The organism is Actinotignum saccati, assembly GCF_051265055.1.
In the GTDB taxonomy this organism is placed as follows: domain Bacteria; phylum Actinomycetota; class Actinomycetes; order Actinomycetales; family Actinomycetaceae; genus Actinotignum.
In genome coordinates this window covers 197,517-216,149 of sequence record NZ_JBOZCC010000003.1, presented here as the reverse complement: position 1 = coordinate 216,149, position 18,633 = coordinate 197,517, and the positions used below count along the sequence as shown (strand labels likewise).

Annotated in this window: 14 protein-coding genes; 5 read left to right on the top strand and 9 right to left on the bottom strand. The window is 62.3% G+C overall.

All coding sequences use genetic code 11. The features are described from left to right. Positions 1–37: 37 nt before the first annotated feature. From nrdE to nrdH, 3 genes are read right to left on the bottom strand one after another with little or no spacing between them, the layout of a single operon-like run. Complete coding sequence (gene nrdE / locus ACRQEC_RS03735; RefSeq protein ID WP_284895993.1) at positions 38–2,191, bottom strand: class 1b ribonucleoside-diphosphate reductase subunit alpha; 2,154 nt, start codon at positions 2,189–2,191, stop codon at positions 38–40. Continuing rightward, positions 2,173–2,571 carry a class Ib ribonucleoside-diphosphate reductase assembly flavoprotein NrdI gene (gene nrdI, locus ACRQEC_RS03730; protein ID WP_026429160.1) on the bottom strand — a complete coding sequence of 133 codons (399 nt, stop codon included), beginning with the start codon at positions 2,569–2,571 and terminating at the stop codon, positions 2,173–2,175. Before nrdI ends, nrdE begins: the two co-directional genes overlap by 19 nt. A 42-nt stretch (positions 2,572–2,613) precedes the next feature. Continuing rightward, positions 2,614–2,877, bottom strand: a complete 264-nt coding sequence (gene nrdH, locus ACRQEC_RS03725; protein WP_026429161.1) for a glutaredoxin-like protein NrdH — start codon at positions 2,875–2,877, stop codon at positions 2,614–2,616. A 503-nt stretch (positions 2,878–3,380) separates the two neighbouring features. Here nrdH and ACRQEC_RS03720 point away from each other — a divergent pair. The 5 genes from ACRQEC_RS03720 to ACRQEC_RS03700 all read left to right on the top strand — a co-directional run bounded on the left by ACRQEC_RS03720 (position 3,381) and on the right by ACRQEC_RS03700 (position 11,836). Next, the gene (locus ACRQEC_RS03720) at positions 3,381–4,994 is read left to right on the top strand and encodes an L-lactate permease (protein WP_284895990.1); all 1,614 of its coding nucleotides are present in this window, start codon (positions 3,381–3,383) and stop codon (positions 4,992–4,994) included. A gap of 93 nt (positions 4,995–5,087) precedes the next feature. Then, positions 5,088–5,951 (top strand): (Fe-S)-binding protein, encoded by an 864-nt coding sequence (locus tag ACRQEC_RS03715; RefSeq protein WP_284889821.1) that lies wholly within the window; start codon positions 5,088–5,090, stop codon positions 5,949–5,951. Then, positions 5,948–7,645, top strand: coding sequence for a LutB/LldF family L-lactate oxidation iron-sulfur protein (locus tag ACRQEC_RS03710; RefSeq protein ID WP_284889822.1), 1,698 nt, complete (start codon positions 5,948–5,950; stop codon positions 7,643–7,645). Before ACRQEC_RS03715 ends, ACRQEC_RS03710 begins: the two co-directional genes overlap by 4 nt. Further along, positions 7,642–8,292, top strand: a complete 651-nt coding sequence (locus tag ACRQEC_RS03705; protein ID WP_087071230.1) for a LutC/YkgG family protein — start codon at positions 7,642–7,644, stop codon at positions 8,290–8,292. The genes ACRQEC_RS03710 and ACRQEC_RS03705 overlap by 4 nt, the downstream gene beginning before the upstream one ends. Before the next feature lie 430 nt (positions 8,293–8,722). Beyond that, on the top strand, positions 8,723–11,836 hold the full coding sequence (locus tag ACRQEC_RS03700) for a Cna B-type domain-containing protein (protein ID WP_284889823.1): 3,114 nt from the start codon (positions 8,723–8,725) through the stop codon (positions 11,834–11,836). Positions 11,837–12,121: 285 nt separating this feature from the next. Here ACRQEC_RS03700 and ACRQEC_RS03695 read toward each other — a convergent pair whose 3' ends face one another. The 6 genes from ACRQEC_RS03695 to ACRQEC_RS03670 all read right to left on the bottom strand — a co-directional run bounded on the left by ACRQEC_RS03695 (position 12,122) and on the right by ACRQEC_RS03670 (position 18,542). After that, positions 12,122–12,556 carry a hypothetical protein gene (locus ACRQEC_RS03695; protein WP_284889824.1) on the bottom strand — a complete coding sequence of 145 codons (435 nt, stop codon included), beginning with the start codon at positions 12,554–12,556 and terminating at the stop codon, positions 12,122–12,124. 297 nt (positions 12,557–12,853) lie between these two features. After that, positions 12,854–13,117, bottom strand: a complete 264-nt coding sequence (locus tag ACRQEC_RS03690; RefSeq protein ID WP_284889825.1) for a hypothetical protein — start codon at positions 13,115–13,117, stop codon at positions 12,854–12,856. A gap of 78 nt (positions 13,118–13,195) precedes the next feature. Beyond that, a complete protein-coding gene (locus ACRQEC_RS03685) occupies positions 13,196–14,395 on the bottom strand; it encodes a glycerate kinase (RefSeq protein ID WP_284889826.1) in 1,200 nt (399 codons plus the stop codon). A gap of 149 nt (positions 14,396–14,544) precedes the next feature. Further along, the gene (locus tag ACRQEC_RS03680) at positions 14,545–15,879 is read right to left on the bottom strand and encodes an enolase C-terminal domain-like protein (protein WP_284889827.1); all 1,335 of its coding nucleotides are present in this window, start codon (positions 15,877–15,879) and stop codon (positions 14,545–14,547) included. 233 nt (positions 15,880–16,112) lie between these two features. Beyond that, positions 16,113–17,009: a 2-hydroxy-3-oxopropionate reductase gene (garR, locus tag ACRQEC_RS03675; protein ID WP_284889828.1), complete on the bottom strand. Its 897-nt coding sequence runs from the start codon at positions 17,007–17,009 to the stop codon at positions 16,113–16,115. Positions 17,010–17,180: 171 nt separating this feature from the next. Further along, positions 17,181–18,542, bottom strand: a complete 1,362-nt coding sequence (locus ACRQEC_RS03670; RefSeq protein ID WP_284889829.1) for a gluconate:H+ symporter — start codon at positions 18,540–18,542, stop codon at positions 17,181–17,183. Between the last annotated feature and the right edge of the window lie 91 nt (positions 18,543–18,633).

The following is an 18,633-nucleotide window of genomic DNA, read 5'->3' as shown; positions in this document are numbered from 1 at the left end:
GTTTACCCACGCGGCGCAAGTAAACACCGCATACCTACTACAGCATGCAGGAGACGCAGCCTTCCACTTCGGTGCCCTGGAGGGCGGCCTGGCGGATACGCATGTAGTAGAGCGTCTTGATGCCCTTGCGCCACGCGTAAATGTAATTGCGGTTCACATCGCGCGTGGTCACGGTGTCCGGGTAGAACAGCGTGAGGGAAAGCCCCTGGTCCACGTGCTGGGTGGCCACCGCGTAGGTGTCGATGATCTTCTGCGGGCCAATTTCGTAGGCATCCTGGAAGTATTCCAGGTTGTCGTTGGTCATGTACGGTGCCGGGTAGTACACGCGCCCAATCTTGCCTTCCTTGCGGATCTCGATCTTGGACACGATCGGGTGGATCGAGGAGGTGGAATGGTTGATATAGGAGATGGAACCGGTGGGCGGAACCGCCTGGAGATTCTGGTTGTACATCCCGTATTCGGCCACGTCCGCAGCTAGCTGCGCCCAATCTTCCCGGGTGGGGATATGATGCGCGGCGAAAAGTTCGCGCACCCGCTCGGTTTGCGGGACCCACTCCTGCTCGAGGTACTTCGTGAAGTAAGCACCGTTTGCATAGGTGGAATCCTCGAAGCCGTCGAAGCGCTCCCCGCGTTCCTTGGCCAGCAGCATGGAGGAACGGATCGCGTGGTAGGCCACCGTGTAGAAGTACATATTGGTGAAGTCGAGGGCTTCCTCGCTTCCGTAGAAGATCCGCTCGCGGCCCAGGTAGCCGTGCAGGTTCATCTGCCCCAGCCCGATAGCGTGGGACATCTCATTGCCGCGCTTGACGGAGGGCACCGAATCGATGCTGGTCTGGTCGGAAACAGCCGTGAGGGCCCGCACCGCGATCTCAACGGTTTTGCCCAGATCCTCCGAATCCATGGCCTTGGCAATATTGAGGGAGCCGAGGTTGCAGGAAATATCCTTGCCCACGTGCTTGTAGGAAAGATCCGCATTGTATTCGGAGGCCTCGGAGACCTGGAGGATTTCCGAGCACAGGTTGGACATGGTAATCCGGCCCTTAATCGGGTTGGTGTTATTGACCGTATCCTCGTAAACGATGTAGGGGTAGCCGGATTCGAACTGGATCTCCGCGAGGGTCTGGAAGAACTGGCGCGCATCGATCTTCGTCTTCTTAATGCGCTTGTCATCAACCATTTCGCGGTACTTCTCGCTCACCGAGATCTCGGTGAGCGGCTTACCGTAGACCCGCTCCACATCGTAGGGAGAGAAGAGGTACATCGGCTCGCGATTCTTGGCCAGCTCGAAGGTAATATCCGGGATCACCACGCCCAGGGAGAGCGTCTTAATACGGATCTTTTCGTCCGCGTTTTCGCGCTTGGTATCCAGGAAACGCATGATATCCGGATGGTGGGCGTGCAGGTACACGGCCCCCGCGCCCTGGCGCGCCCCCAGCTGGTTCGCGTAGGAGAAGGAATCCTCCAGCAGCTTCATAACCGGGTTCACCCCGGAGGACTGGTTTTGGATGCGCTTAATCGGGGCACCCTGCTCGCGCAGATTGGTGAGGTTGAGCGCCACCCCGCCCCCGCGCTTGGAAAGCTGGAGCGCCGAGTTAATCGCGCGGGCGATGGATTCCATATTGTCTTCCACCCGCAGCAGGAAGCAGGAGACCAGTTCCCCGCGGGCCTGCTTGCCGGCATTGAGGAAGGTGGGGGTGGCCGGCTGGAACCGCCCGCTAATCATTTCTTCCATGAGGTTGGTGGCCAGCTCGGTATCCCCATCGGCCAGCGCGAGCGCCACGATGCACACCCGATCCTCGAAACGCTCCAGGTAGCGGGTGCCATCCCAAGTTTTCAGGGTGTAGGAGGTGTAGTATTTGAAGGCCCCCATGAAGGTGGGGAAGCGGAACTTATGCGCGTAAGCCTTCTTGTAGAGCTCCTTAATAAAGGCCATATCGTAGGCATCGATCACGCGCTTTTCGTAGTAGCCTTCGCGCACGAGGTACTCCAGCTTTTCTTCCAGATCGTGGAAGAACACGGTGTTCTTATTGACGTGCTGGAGGAAGTACTGCCGCACGGCTTCATGATCCTTCTCGAATTGGATCTTGCCCTCGGCATCGTACAAATTGAGCTCGGCATTGAGCGAGTGGTAATCCACGAGCGAATCACCCAGGTTTTCCGAACCGGTATCCGTTAGTGTTGCGTTGCCCAAAACTGTTCCAAACCTTCCTTAACCGTGGCGACGTCCGTGGGCGTGCCGAGCAGTTCAAAGCGATACATCATGGGGACGCCGCATTTTTCGGCGATAACATCCCCGGCGAGTCCGTAAACATCGCCAAAATTGGTATTTCCTCCGGCGATCACCCCGCGGATGAGAGCACGGTTGTGTTCGTTATTGAGGAATTTGATGACGGGGCGCGGCACGGCGCCGCGATGGTTCCCGCCACCGTAGGTGGGGCAAATAAGCACGTAGGGTTCATCCACCACGGGCGTTTCGCCGTGGATGGGGATGCGCACGGCATCGTAGCCGAGCTTTTCCACGAACCGGTGCGTGTTATTTGTTTGAGAAGAAAAATAGACGATACGTGCCATCAGTTCTTTCCTCAGCGGGCGGCACGCGGCCGCACCGCCAGCTTAGGCAGTCACCAGGGTGGGTTCCGCGGTGGCCTGCGCGCCGGCCTTGAGCGCCTTGATTTCATCGGGGCGGTAGCCGGACCAGTGATGACCGTTCGCGAAAACCACGGGCGCCGACTGGTACCCGAGGGCCTTCACCGCGGCAAGAGCCTCCGCATCCTGAGTGAGATCCACGAGCTCGTACTCCAGCCCCGCCTTATCGAGCGCGCGCTTGGTGGCATTGCACTGCACGCACGCGGGCTTGGTGTAGACGGTAATGCTCATGGGGTCTCCTCGGATTCGGATTGTCACGCTGTGTGCGTGGTGGAACGACTACAAGGCTAAACACTACACCTAGTGGCACCTAGAACAAAAGACCACTAGAACTTGTGGTTTTTACGACGACGCCGCCACTCCCACTTTGCGCCTATTTACGCGGTTTTAGGACTTTGGGCCCGCGCTTTGTGAAGCCGGTAACCACGCCGCCCGGCGTGTCACGCGGGGCGGGCCGCGGGTGGGCCACGCGCGGGCCAGCTACATATCTAGGCACCCGCTCAATGCGCCGGATCATTTAGCACATTTACTAAATTTCCGCCAGAGTAAGGAGTCCCTTACCCGCCCTTTTGTAACCAACCTCACGCTAATTTTGGCGCTCTCAATTTTTATCTTGTGACCTACGTCCGTACGATTCTAATCAGACTTAAGCGGATTCGGATTCGACCGCCGTGACCAACGCTGCTCACCGACCCGTATCCGAGCCAACCTCGTGCGATGAAAAGGAGAACATCGTGGAAGCCTTTACACAAACCGCCGCGCCACTGGGGAGTCTCACCCTCTCCGCCCTCGTGGCCCTCCTGCCGCTCCTCACGGTGTTCTTCCTGCTGGGCGTTGTGCATATGAAAGCGCACTGGGCGGGGGTATGCGGCGTCGTCGTGGCGCTTGCGGTAGCGATTTTCGCTTTCCGTATGCCCGCCGGAATGGCGCTTTCTGCCGGCCTGGAAGGCGCCGTTTTCGGCATCTTCCCCATTACCTGGATCGTTCTTACCGCGATTATCCTCTTCGAACTCACGGTGGCCTCCGGGCACCATGACACCCTCATGCAGGCCTTCGCGCGGCTCTCCCCCGATCCGCGGGCCCTGGGCATTTTCATCGCCTTCAGTTTCTGCGCCCTCCTCGAAGCGCTGGCCGGATTCGGGGCGCCGGTGGCGATCTGCGGCGTTATGCTCCTCGCCCTCGGCTTCGCGCCCTGGAAGGCGGCGCTCACAGTGCTGGTGGGTAATACTTTCGCGGTGCCCTACGGGGCGATGGCCACGCCCGTGCTCACCGGCGCAAACCTCACCGGCATCGATGCCGCCACTCTCTCCGCCCAGATCAGCGAGCAAACCAGCGTGCTCGTCTGGCTCATCCCCTTCGCGCTCCTCCTCATTATGGACGGCTGGCGCGGCCTGGCGCAGGTGTGGCCCCTGGCCCTGGCGGTGGGCGCCTCCTACGCGCTGAGCACCTGGCTCGCCGCCCGCACCCTGGCCCCCGGCCTGGTCAATATGGTTCCCGCCCTGGTGAGCCTGGCGGTCGGCATCGCGCTGCTGCGCATCTGGCAACCGCGCGGCAGCCGCGCCGCGGCCGAACGCCTCACCGGCGCCGCGCCCCAACCGGCCACCGAACGGATTCGCCCCGCGGCCCTGGCCTGGGCCATCTTCCCCTACGTGCTTATCGTGGCCGTTTTCGTGACCACCCAGATGGTGCCGGCAATCCGCAGCGCCCTCGCGGCCACAAACGTGACTATCCACTGGCCGGCCCTGTGGGCCGGGGGCGAGAATCTGGTGCGCGCTGCCGACGGCACGCCCGCCGCCTCCACCACCTACACCTTCGCCTGGCTGAGCTCCCCGGGCACCCTGCTGCTCCTGACCGCGCTGGTGCTGGCCGCCTGCTACCGGATGCGCCCGGGCGCGGTAGCGCGCCTCATGTTCGCCCAGGTCTACAAGCTGCGCTGGACCTTCCTCACCATCGGTTCGGTGCTCGCCCTCGCCTACGTTATGAACCTTTCCGGGCAGACCCTCACCATCGGCACCTGGATTGCCGGGGCCGGTTCCGTCTTCCCCTTCCTCGCCCCGATTCTGGGGTGGATCGGCACCGCGGTGACCGGTTCGGGAACCTCAACGACGGCGCTTTTTGCCAATCTGCAGCACACCGCCGCCACCCAAATCGGGGCGGATCCGGGGCTGCTGGTGGCCTGCAATACCGTGGGTGGGGCCGTGGGCAAGATGATCAGCCCCCAAACTCTGGCGATTGCCACCGGCGGGGTGGATATGGTCGGCGAAGAATCCGTGCTGCTGCGTAAGTCCCTGCCCTGGGCCTGCGGCCTGCTTATCCTGCTGTGCCTGCTGGTTGGGTTCCTCGCCTAAATACTTCCGCCCTGCCAGAGGTCCGCGGCTGGCCGGGCACAGCGCCGCGCAGCGGCGGCGTCGTCGTAATAACAACGAAAGAAAAGAGTTGATATGACCCTCATTCCCGGGCCGGAACCGCGCAAGAAAGTTGCGGTTTTCGCCACCTGTATTAACGAGGTGATGTTCCCGAATACCGTGAATAACACCGCGGTGCTGCTCGAGCGGCTCGGGTGTGACGTGGAGTTCCCGCGCGCCCAGACGTGCTGCGGTCAGATGTTTACGAATACCGGGTATTTCGACCGGGCGCTGCCGAGCGTGCGGGCCTTCCTCGAAGCTTTTGAAGACTACGACTACATCGTGGGGCCCTCCGGATCGTGTGTGGGCTCGGTGCGCGAACAGCATGAGATGCTGGCCCTCGATGCCGGCGAGGATGAGCTGGCGCGGCGCGTCCACGAAGTGCAGAAGCGGGTATACGACATCAGCGAGTTCATCGTGGACGTGCTGGGGACCGTGGATGTGGGCGCGTACTTCCCGCATACGGTCACCTATCACGCCTCGTGCCATTCGCTGCGGGTGGCCGAAGTGGGCGACCGGCCCATTCGGCTGCTGCAAGCCGTGCGCGGGCTGGAATATATCCCGCTCGAAGATATGCGCCAGTGCTGCGGTTTCGGGGGCACGTTCTCCGTGAAGAATTCGGATGTGTCCATCGCGCTGGGGCGGGATAAGGCCCGGCACGTGATCGAAACCGGGGCGGAATACGTGGCCAGCCTCGATAATGCCTGCCTCATGAACTTCGGCGGGATTCTGCACCGCGAGAAGAAACCCGTCCGCCCCATCCACATGGTCAATTTGCTGGTGCAGACCGCGCCGGTTGGCGCCGGCGCCATGGGCGCGTCCGTAGCGGGCGCCGCTGGTGCCGCCGGCGCCGTGGCCGCAACCGGAGCCGCTACCACCCCCGCCGGGAGGATCGTATGAAAACCTTGAAATTGGAACGCCTTACCCCGGCCCCGCCCGAAGGGGATCTGCTTGATTCCCCGGCCTTCCCCAAGGCCGCGGTGCGCGAGCTGGGCAACGAAACGCAGGCGAAGAATCTCCATCACGCCACCCACACGATCCGCGCGAAGCGCCAGGCGGTGGTGAGCGAGCTGGATAATTGGCAGGATATTCGCCAGGCCGGTGCCGATATTAAGAACCGGGTGGGCCGCCACCTCGATCATTATCTGGCAGAGTTTGAAAAGAACGCCACCGCCGCCGGGGCGCATGTGCACTGGGCGCGCGATGCGGAGGAAGCCAACCGGATCGTGATTGACCTGGTGCGCGCCACCGGGGAAAGTGAAGTCACCAAGGTCAAGTCCATGGTCAGCCAGGAAATTGACCTGAACGAACACCTGGAAGAAGCGCGGATCGCGGCCTGGGAAACGGATTTGGCCGAGCTTATTGTGCAGCTCGGGCACGACCGCCCCAGCCATATTCTGGTGCCCGCGATTCACCGTAATCGCAGCGAAGTGCGCGAGATTTTCCTGCGGGAAATGGGCCAGTACGGCACGCCCTGCCCGCCCGATGTGACCGACGAGCCGGCCGAGCTGGCCGCCGCGGCCCGCGTGCACCTGCGCGAAAAGTTCATGCGCACCAAGGTGGGGATTTCCGGCGCGAATTTCGCGATTGCGGAAACCGGTTCCCTGGTGGTGGTGGAATCCGAAGGGAACGGGCGCATGAACCTCACCCTGCCGGAAACCCTTATCTCCGTGGTGGGTATTGAGAAGATTCTCCCCACCTTCCAGGATCTTGAGGTGTTCTTGCAGCTGCTGCCGCGTTCGTCCACCGGCGAGCGCATGGCCCCCTACGGAACCATTTGGACGGGCGCCCGCGAAGGTGACGGCCCGCGCGATGTTCATATTATTTTGCTGGATAACGGGCGCACCAAGGTGCTCTCCGACCCGATCGGCCGCGCGGCGCTGCGCTGCATTCGCTGCTCGGCCTGCCTGAATATTTGCCCCGTGTATGAGAAGGTGGGCGGGCACGCCTACGGCTCGGTCTACCCCGGACCCATCGGCGCCATCCTCAACCCGCAGATTCGCGGCCTGGAATCGGTGGTGGATCGCTCCCTGCCCTTCGCCTCCACCCTGTGCGGGGCGTGTAATGAAGTGTGCCCGGTGAAAATTCCGATCTCGAATATCCTCGTGCACCTGCGCCGCAAAGCGGTGGATAAGAAACGCGCGGAGGCGGGGCTGCGCCCGCACGTGGAGCCGATCCTCATGGCCGGCGGCGGCTGGGTTATGGGCAAGGGCTGGCGCCTGGGCGCCGCGGCGCGCATGGCCAGCGTGGGCGGGAAGATTATGGGCCTGTTCATGCATCACATCGGGAATTGGCATATTCCCGGCGTGCATCGCTGGACGCGGGCTCGCGACGTCCCCATGCTGCCCAAGCGCAGCGCCCGCGCCACGTTCGCGCGGCGCAAGAAACGCGAAGCGCGGCAGCTCAAGCGCATGCAGAAGGAGTTGCAGAAAAAGTTGCAGGGGCAGCTCGGTTGCGATCCGAGTCTGATCGACGGCGCAGCCAATTCGCCAACTGCCCCTCAGCAGTTACCGCAACTGCCGTCCGCGGCGGGGCAGAACCCGACCTGCGCACCTGATATTTTCGGCCGCCCGACCACTGAGGAGCTGTCATGACCTCGGCACGTGATGAGATTTTCGCGCGGATTCGCTCCGCGCTCGGCGATGTGCCCAGCCAGGATCCGGAAGAATCCGCGATCAGCTGGGAGTACAACCAGCCCACCGCCATCGAGGGCGACATCGTCGATTATTTCCTCGAGCTCGTGGCCGATTACAAGGCCGAGGTGGAGCGGGTGGAACCGGAAGCGGTCCCGGCGGCTATCGTCGCGCACCTGCACGCGATTGGCGCGCGTTCCGTGGTGCTTCCCGCGGGGCTGGATTCCGCGTGGCGCGCGGCTATTGCCGCGGATGGTTTCCAGATATACGACGACGATAACCTGAGCGCCCGCCAACTCAACGAGATTGATGCGGTGGTGACGGCCGCCGCTGTCGGAGTGGCCAATACCGGCACGTTCGCCATGGATCATCGCGCCGACCAGGGCCGGCGTGCGCTCACTCTGGTGCCCGATGCGCATGTGTGCGTGCTGCGTGCCGACCAGGTTGTTTCCAATACTCCCGAGGCGATGACTCGGCTCCAGGATTCGGTGCGCGATGGCCAGCCGATTACTTTCGTGGCCGGGCCGTCCGCCACTTCGGATATCGAGCTGAGCCGCGTGGAGGGCGTGCACGGCCCGCGCCAGCTGCACGTGCTGGTCGCCGGCTAAGCAGGCGGCACTGCCGCCAACACGGCGGCCGGGTGGCGGCGAGCGGTGCACCGCGCCGCCACCCCGCAAGCCGCCAGTGCTACCCAGCGCTCCGCCATCAGCGCTACGCCATCAGTGCGGGTGCCCATCAGTACGACGCGGCCACCCGCACACCAGGGCCCGGTCGGGATCGTGATCCCGGCCGGGCCCTTTGCGTCCACCCGAGCGCGAGCCCGCACCTAACTATTTATTCCACCACGCCACCGCTAGGTAGTTTTATTTATCTTTCCAATCCGAATAACACTATAGTTTCGCGCACATATCCGCCTGTATTCCCTTGTTCAATACATTCCACCATCAAAAAGTACTAAACTGAATAAAAATAATATTGCCGAACCTTTATTAGATATTTCGTCGCAGCATCGCAGCTGCTGAGGTCAAGGAGTAACTCATGCCGCGCCGCCTTTTACCCGGCCGAAATCCGCGCCCGATCTCCACCCGCCAGCCGCGCTCCCGCGCGCTCCTGAGTTTCCTGGCGGTTCTCTTCCTTATTCTTGGCTCGCTCATATGGATCACTCCGGGGCCGGCCCGCGCCGCCGATGCTGGCACTGCGGGCGATGCCAGCACCACAGCCGATACCAGCCCCGCGGCTGATGCGGCGTCGTCGCCGCGCGCCGTCGTGCAATGTTCGCAAGATCCCAATGACTTGACCTGCCCCGAAGCCCTCCTCACCCAGCGCATTAGCGAGGCCGGAACCACGCCCACCCGTATTATTTTGGGCGCCACGGACACGATGCTCACGCAAACCCTGAAGATTCCCGCCGGCGCGGATATCGAACTCGTCAATGGCGCCCGCGCCCCGTGGGGCACCACCACGTCGGGCCTCAACCGCGAGGATGGCTTCACCGGCACGATGGTGCAGGTGCCGGCGGGTGCCTCCCTCACCTTCGATAATTACGACGGCGGTACCTTCCACCTGCTCAGCCGCGGCGAATGGGTCCCGGGCGGCGGCACCCTTCTGGATGTGCGCGGTAGCCTCACGATTAACGGCGGGGAATTCTCCGGGGTGCGCGGGGCGAAGCAGACCTACCAGGGCGCGATCACCGTCAGCGGGAAAGGCGCCAGTTTCACCCTCAATGGCGGGAAAGTCACCGATAATCATCGTGAGCTGGGTAATCCCGGCGCCGTCCAGTACGGTGCTGCGAATATCGCGGTGACCGAGGGCGCCACCTTCGTGATGAATGGCGGGGAGGTCAGCAAGGGCAAAGCTCGCGTTATCGATTCTCAAGGTTACGGTGAAGTTGGCGGGATTGGCCTCTACAAAGGTGGGAACGTCACCATTAACGACGGAACCATCACGGAAAATTCCGGTTTCGCGGGCGGGATGCTCGCGTTCACGTGGCTGTGGTCCAAATCGGATGCCGCCCCCGAAAACTCCGCTCGCACCCGCGGCTATATCACGGTCAATGGCGGCACCATTTCGCGTAATCGCGCCTCGTTCTCCGGCGGCGGCATTCTTGCTTTCGGCAACGCGGATATCACTATGAACGGCGGCACCATCGATTCCAATAATGCCCCCAACGGTGGAGGTGTGGGAACGTTCAACCTCTACACCTGGGGCGCTGATGGCACCTGGCAGGAAATCCCCGGCGACGGCATGAACTGGGGTTTCACCCGTGACCAGTGGTCCGAGCTTTCTCCGGGTGGTTTCACCATGAACGGCGGCACGATCTCGAATAATTCCAGCTGGCGCACCGGCGGCGGCGTGAACGTGGTCTCCAACAAGGTGCTACTTAATGGCGGCACGATCAGCGGCAACAGGGCAGGTCAGCAGGGCGGCGGTGTTTACGTTGCTACCGCCAATTACACGCTGCACCTCGCCGATACTCTGGTGACGGAAAACGCCGCTTCGGGAATTGGCGGCGGGATCTGGACCTGCCCCACCGGCAACGTGGAAGTCCACGTGGATAATGGCGCCGCTGTTTTCGGCAATACAGCCAAGCGCTACGGTGCCGACCTTGCCCACGATAACCTCGGTTCGGTCAGCTCCGCTCCGGTGTGGCTTTCGGATAGCATCATCGGCGGCGGCCTGGTGGATTATTACCAGGACAACGAGGGCGCCCGCTTCGATCCGGCCAGTCTCACGCTGCCCGCGGACCAGCGGCCCTACCCGCAGCTCGTCAAGGGGCGCCGCATTTCAAACGAGGGCTTCGCCGCCGTGGTTTCCGATCCCGCTAAGAACGCGGCCCGCGGTGCCGCGCGCCTGGTCATTACGGGCAACGCCGCCCCGCGCGGTGCGGGTATCGGCACGAATGGCTCGGTTATTTTCGGCACGTGGGGTCGCGCGCAGGCAACGGTCACGAAGCAGTGGTTCTATGAAACGACGACGCCGCCAGCGGGCAACGCGCCCAGTCCGGTACCTGCACGCCCTTCGGATATTGCCTCATCGATTGTGCCGATGCGCCTGGTCTCCGATACGTCCGCTGAGCTACCGAACCCGCAAGTGGTGCACGAGTTCAGCGTGACGGCTGGCGAGGAGTGGACGAAGAGCTTCACCGATTTGCCCATCCGCAACGATGCCGGGGAGTTTTATGTTTACGCGGTGCAGGAGCTGGACACGGCCGGCAAGGTGCTGAAAACCAAGGTACTGGAGCCGTCGCAGCTGCTGGTGCAGCGTGGGGAAGAGTTGCCGGAGCGTCCGAAGCTGGCGGAAGGCATGGCCCCGCCCGAGGTGTGGTTCCTCGGGAAGGTGGCTAATGAGGTGCCCGTGCCGGTGGATATTACGGTGACGAAACAGTGGGCCTACCGCGATTCGAGCGATCCGGTGCCGGGCGCGGCGCAGCCCGAGCAGGTGGAATTCGAGCTGCTGCGCGATACCAGCGCGGAGTTCACCCACTCCGAGGTGGTGCAAAGCTTCACCGTGACGAAGGCCGATAACTGGACGCGCACCCTCACCGGGCTGCCCCGCGCCAATGCGGAAGGCGTGGCCTACGTGTACGGGCTGCGTGAGAAGGGAGCTGGCACAGGTGATGCTGGCGGCGCCAGTGCTAGTGGTACCGGCGGTGCCGGTGGCGCTGCCTCACCGAACGCCGGGGCGATTGTGCCAGTGCCGGCTGGGCCCGGCACACCCGAAGCCCCCGGCGCGGACGGCATTATTCATCGCGCGGTGACGGTAGTCAATACCCTGACCCCACCCCCGCCCACAACGCCACCCACGGTGCCGCCCACAACGCCACCCACGGTGCCGCCCACAACCGAGCCGCCGGTACCGCCGACCACTCCGCCGACGCCACCGGCTCCCCCGACGACTCCACCTACAACGCCGCCGGTGCCGCCCACTCCGAGTGAGCCACCGACGCCGCCCACGGTTCCGCCGAGTACACCTCCGGTAACTCCGCCGGCCAGCACGCCTCCGGCTACGACTCCACCGAGCACGCCGCCAGCTAATCCGCCGCGGATTGTGCGCACCGGCAGCGACGCCCGCACCGGAGCAGCCCTCGCGGGCTCAGCACTGCTCGCCGGCCTCGGAATCCTGGCCTGGCGCCGCATCCGCACCGACCGCTAGGCAAGCCCAACGCCTAAGCCACGGGGGTGGTACATCGCACGCGATGTACCCCCCCCGCCGTCGTCGTTCTTCCAGATAGCCCCCAAGCCCTGCGTACACAAAGTGGTACCAGAACTACATTAACTAGATGATTTCCTGTCGTGGAGTACCACTTTGTTGCGCCACGACCGAGCCGGCCCTAACAAGGCCCAGCCGGATCAATACCATCAAGGTAATCGTGCTTCACGACCTTCACCATGGTGCTTCAAAATATCCGTTCTATACAGACAATTTCGCTTGCGACACCTAATACGGATATACAGGTCTGTTTTCAACAAAAGATTCGAGGTGATCAAATATAACTGTGCCGTCGACCGTGATAACGATACGTGCCGATAGCGAATTACCGTTAAAGGGGTCTTTCTCGTCTTTACCGAACTCGTCTCCGTACCACGTAACTTTGACATCATCAGCAGTAAGCTCTCGGGGAGACTTTACTTTGTACCGGTGCGGTTCATCGGGTTTAGCTTTCTCCCAGCTGGCCGCATCAACGTAAACATCGTCACCATCCTGATAGATAGCTACGGTGTCGTACATGGACAAAAAATCCGCTATCAGCACACCCGGCATATCGTAGGTGATAGGAACTTCGATTGGGCCGGTCTGGGTGGAACACGAGGCAAGGAGACCGGCGAGGAACATAAAACCTGCAGCAATCAGCCTTCGTTTATATTGCTTCACCGCGGTCTCCTTACCCCTCGCATGTGACACTCAACTCGTTGGTATAGTTTTACCCCACCGGCCCGAACGAGGAAATGCCATGAAGATGATCGTGCTCCTTTTTATATCCGTGGGGGCCGGGGCGCAGCCCGCCGGACCCGGTATGCATTTTCCGAGATGTACTGCCGATGTCGTACATACGAAGTACAGCTCTGCAAACACATAGTGCCCCCGCAGGTGCTGGTGTGACTCCTGAGGTTCGACTTATGGAACCTCAGCTTACGGAGCCCTTGGAAGGACCGGGGCTAAATACGCGTTTTAGGAAGCTATTTTATGGGCGTATTTTTGGAAAGCTCCCTGCCGGGAAAGATGGAGATGTTCCCCGATCTGCTCCCATGTAAGACCGTCTTCGCGAGCTTTACGAACGGCTTCAAGTGACGCTATTTGCGCTTGCTGAGTTGCTATGCGGGCTTTTTCCAGTGCAATAGCTGCCTTATTGGCCTCGATGGTATCGAAGTCTGCCAGCGTGCAGTTCTCAAACCAGCTTGCCATTTCTTCAATGCTCATTTGAGTAGAGTCCATGATTCCTCCTCGTCCTACGTTAACACTTGTTTACCCTAGGGGTCATGGATGGTTTAATAAGCTGCTACCGCCGAGAAATTACGCCTGCTGGCCGGCAACGTAGAGGCGCAGGGCGCGCTCGGCGGCGTTTTCCAGGTTCGCTGCGCCCTCCGCGAGCGCCTCATCGAGCGTGCAGGGCCGATCAACAATCGGCACCAGACCAACGAAACCATGCTCGTACAGATCCTCGACGCCTTCGCCAAGCTTCCCCGCGAAAGCAATAATCGGCACGCCGGCGGGCTTGGTGCACCCAGCGCCCGCACCAGCCGCCGCGGCGAGCCGCGCCACCCCGGAAAGCGTTTTGCCCATGAGGGTTTGGCGATCCATGGCGCCTTCCCCGGTGAGAACCAGGTCCGCGCCGGCCATCGCCTCGGCCAGCCCCACGGTTTCCATCACCAGATCCACCCCGGATTCCAGACTGGCACCCAGCAGCAAAAATGCGAAGCCGAGGCCGCCGGCCGCCCCCGCACCCGGCGTCTCTTGCACGTCCATCTTCCCAGCAACGGTCGCAAAATTACGCAGCACCCCATCCAGGAATTCCACATCCTCCGGCGACGCGCCCTTCTGCGGCCCATAAATCGCGGAAGCCCCGCGCTCGCCAAGCAGCGGATTATCCACATCGCAGGCCACCCGGATGGCCACTCCAGCCAGGCGCGAATCCAAACCACTGAAATCCGCACGCGCCAGCCGCGCCATTTCCGCCGGGGTGGTGCCCAGCTCGGTGGCGGCGTCGTCGTAAAAACGTGCGCCGAGTGCGGCGAGCATCCCGGCACCGCCGTCGTTCGTGGCGGAACCACCCAGGCCCACCAGAATTTCGGTGGCGCCCTCGTCAAGCGCCCGCGCGATAAGCTGCCCCACCCCGGTGCTATCCGAGCGGCGAATATCGCGTTCCTCGGGGCGCAACTGGTCCAAGCCCACCGCGGCGGCGCTTTCAAAAATGGCGCGCTCCCCCGCGAGCGCCAGCTCGGCCGTCACGGTAGCCCCGCGCACCCCGGCCACCGGAAGCGTAATAACGCGGGCGCCCAACGCATCGGCAATGGCGCGGGCGAAACCTTCGCCGCCGTCCGCCATCGGGACTTGCACGCATTGCGCATCGGGAATAGCCCGCCGCGCCCCGGCCGCGAGCGCCGCGGCCGCCCGGGCCGCCGTCATGGATTCTTTGAAGCTATCGGGGCAGCACACAATTTTCATGGCAGAGCCTTTCACGCTGGTATCTACGGTTTCGCCGTGCTGAGTCACGCGAATGCTAAAGCTATCGAAAGCTACAGAAACACTAATCGAAAAATACGCGGGGCACGCGAACGCGAGGAAATGGAGAAAACCCGCGCCCGCGCACCCCGCGCGATAGGAACACTGGTTGCTAGGAACTAGCGTATGCGGTCGCTGACTTAGCGCACCAGTGCTGGCTTCTTATTATCGAACGTCCAGCCGGGGATGAGGTACTGCATGCCGATGGCGTCGTTGCGTGCCCCGCCGCCTTCCACCTTCTCCTTGTAGAGTTCGTGCGCCGCGAGGATCTGGTCCATATCGGGCTCGATGCCCAGGCCCGGGCGCTGCGGGATCGTGAGCTTGCCGTCCACGATCTTCAGCGGTTCCTTGGTGAGGCGCTCCACGCCTTCCTGCCAGATCCAGTGGGTGTCCAGCGCATTGTATTCGCCCGGGGCCGCCGCGCCGCAGTGGGCGATCTGGGCCAGGGAGATATCGAAGTGGTTATTGGAGTGGCAGCCCCAGGTCATGCCCATATCGTGGCAGAGCTGGGCCACGCGCACCGAGCCGCGCATTGTCCAGAAGTGCGGGTCGGCCAGCGGGATATCCACGGATTGCAGGGTCAGCGAGTGGGTCATCTGGCGCCAGTCGGTATTGACCATATTCGTGGCGGTGGGCAGGCCGGTGGCCTTGCGGAACTCGTTGAGGATCTCGCGGCCGGAGAACCCGTTTTCGGCACCGCAGGGATCCTCGGCGTAGGTGAGGATGCCGACCTTGTCCTTGCACAGCTCGATGGCTTCCTTGAGGGACCATGCGCCGTTGGGGTCGAGGGTGATACGAGCCTCAGGGAAGCGTTCCTTGAGGGCCACAATCGCCTTCATTTCTTCGGCGCCTTCCAGCACGCCGCCCTTGAGCTTGAAGTCCTGGAATCCGTAGAGATCGTGGGTGGCTTCCGCGAATTTCACGATCGCTTCGGGGGTGAGGGCTTCTTCGTGGCGGATGCGGTACCATTCCACATCCGAATCCTTTTCGCGCAGGTAGGGCAGGTCCGTTTTATCCGGGTCGCCCACGTAGAAGAGGTAGCCGAGGGCCCGCACCTGGTCGCGCTGCTGGCCTTCGCCCAGGAGCGCGGCAACGGGCACGTTGAGGAACTGGCCGAAAAGATCCAGGGTGGCTGCTTCCAACGCGGTGACGGCGTGGACGGTGGTGCGCAGGTCGAAGGTTTGCAGGCCGCGCCCGCCGGCATCGCGATCCGCGAAGCGCTCGCCCACTTCACGCAGGAAATTATTGTAATCGGCGAGGGAACGCCCCAGCACAATATCCTTGGCGTCCTCGATGGTGCGAGTAATTTTCTCACCGCCGGGGACTTCGCCGATACCAACGTTTCCACTGGAATCTTCCATCACCACCACGTTACGGGTGAAGTAGGGGCCGTGCGCGCCCGAGAGGTTGAGTTCCATGCAGTCGTGGCCGGCAACCGGGTAAACATCGATTTTCTTAATTGTGGGAACTGACATCGTTGTCTTTCTTGTTTGGGCGCTGCGCGAATTGGGTGCGCGGCGCGAGTGGGTACGTGGGAGGTACAGGTGGTACGGGTAGTGCAGGTAATACGGGTAGTACGACGACGCCGCCAGCTGGCCGCCGGCCGGCCGGTCAGGGGAGGTTCCTTTCCGGCCGGGCCGGCGCGGTAGCCAGCCGCATCATGCCGGCCGCGCGGCTAGGAGTCACATACCCGCGGCCGGCGGGTGCTTTACTCGGGCAGGCCCGGGTGCAGCTCGATATTCGCGAGCTTCTCGTAGAAGCGCACGAGGGAGGAGTGGTCCTCACCGGCATGGTCATCGCCCTCGAGTACCGACATCATCTCGCGCACCTGGGCGGTGAGCGGAAGCGCGGAATTGACCCCGTGGCCGGTGTCCATGACGTTATTGAGGTCCTTAATATGGAGGTTGATGCGGAAGCCCGGCTTGAAATTGCGGGCCAGCATCATGGGAACCTTGGCATCCATCACCGTGGAGCCGGCCAGGCCGCCGCGGATGGCGCGGTACACGGCTTCCGGATCCACCCCGGCCTTCTGGGCCATGGTGAAGGCTTCGGCGCAGGCGGCAATATTGATCGCCACGATGGCCTGGTTGGCCAGCTTGGCAATATTGCCGGCCCCGATGGGCCCCACGTAGGTCACGTCCCCGGCCATCACGCCGAGCACGTCCTTGACCTCGTTGAAGAGCTCTTCTTCGCCGCCGACCATCACGGACATGGTGCCGTCAATGGCCTTTGGTTCACCGCCGGAGACCGGGGCGTCCAGCATCCGCACGCCGGCCTTTTCCAGGCCCGCGGCCACTTCGCGCGAGGCGAGGGGCGCGATGGAGGACATATCAACGTAGATGAGCCCTTCGCGAGCCCCTTCGATAATGCCGCCTTCGCCCAGGGCCACCGCCTTGACGTGGGGGGAATTCGGAAGCATGGTGATGACCAGGTCGGCCTTCTCCGCCGCTTCCTTACCGTTGGCAACGGCGGTTGCTCCGGCTTCCACCACCTCGGCAACAGCTTCGGCATTGTGGTCGTTCACGAAGAGTTCGTGGCCGGCCTTGAGGAGGTTCTTCGCCATGGGCTTGCCCATAATGCCAAGACCGATAAATCCGATCTTCATGGAGTTTTTCCTTCCTTTTTGTATGATCGTCAGGTTGGTGTTTCCAACGGGCGGAGCGTGTCACGTGGGGTGGGGCGCTCCGTTTTTATGTTCCGTTTTCCATGCGCACCGTTCCTCGCGGGGGTGGGGCGACGCCGCAGCTGCGCCGTCGTACCCCCTATTTCTCCGGCGTTAAGCCGGAACCACGAGGCTCAGCAACAGGCAGGCGCCCAGGCCGAGCACGGAAAGCAGGGAGGTGTAGGTGGTGCGGACCTTAATGGTTTCCGCCACCGAGAGCCCGAGGAATTCCTTGAACATCCAGAACCCGGGGTCGTTGACGTGCGAGGCCATAATGGAACCGCACGCGGTTGCCAGGGTCATAATTTCGGGGCTCACCCCGCCGCCGGCGATCATCGGCACCGCGATACCGGCCGCGGCCACCACGGCCACCGAAGCCGAACCGAGGGCCACGCGCATAAGCGCGGCAATAAGCCAGGCGATAATAATCGGGGAGAGGCTGAGGTTTTCGGTAATGGAAAGAATGTAATCGGAAATGCCGCCGTTCTTGAGCACGGCCGCGAAGGCGCCACCACCGCCGATGATGAACACAATCATCGCAATGGACTTCACCGAAGCCGCGCAGGACGCCATGATCTTATCCATCGCCACCTTGCGGACCAGGCCGAAGTAGGCCACCGCAACCAGCAGGGAGATCATGAGGGCGAACCAGTCGTGACCGATGAAGGCCATTACCTTGGTGACCGCGTGTTCGTGGCCCAGGGTCACCTCGAGGATGGCGTGCCCGCCGATGAGGATAACCGGGAGGGCGGTGATGCACAGCGAGGCCCAGAAGCCCGGCATTTCTTCGTCGGTCCATTCCTTTTCGTTGACCAGGCCGGCCGGCGGGCGGGCGGTCACGGACTTGACGAAGGGCAGGCGCGGCCACATGATCGCGACCACGGCGCCCAGCGGAATGGCGAAAATAAGACCGTAGAGCATGGTCAGGCCGATGGAGGCGTCGTACATATTCGCCACGGCCGAGGGGCCCGGGTGGGGCGGGAGGAAGGAGTGCATCGTGGACAGCGCGATCGCCATGGGCATCGCCAGCCACATAACCGGGATCTTGTAGGCCCGGCACACGGCGAAGACGATGGGGATGATGATGACGAAGGCGGTCTCGTAGAAGAGCACAACACCCACGAGGAAGGACACGATAACAATTGCAAGCTGGGAATGCTTGATTCCGAACTTGTTGATCATGGTGGTGGCGAGGCGGTTTGCCGCGCCCATATCCGCCATGAAAACGCCGAGCATGGCGCCGAAGCCGAGGAGCAGCACGAGTTTACCGGTCTGCCCGCCCACGCCCGATTGGATGACGTCAAGGAGTCCCTTGACTTTCTCACCCTTATCGTCGACGGTTGCCAGGAGAGGCATACCCTGCGCCATGCCCACCACGACCGAGACGATGACGAGGGCAATAAAGCCATTCATCTTCAGCACGATCATGAGGAACAGGAGAAGAGCAATGCCAAGTGCGAGGATTACTAGTGGCATGGTTTTTCCTTAGTTTCCAATCTCATCACTGAGAGAGCCGGATGCGGCGCTGCGGGAGCCGCGCGGCGAGGCGTGCCATAGGCACAGCTAC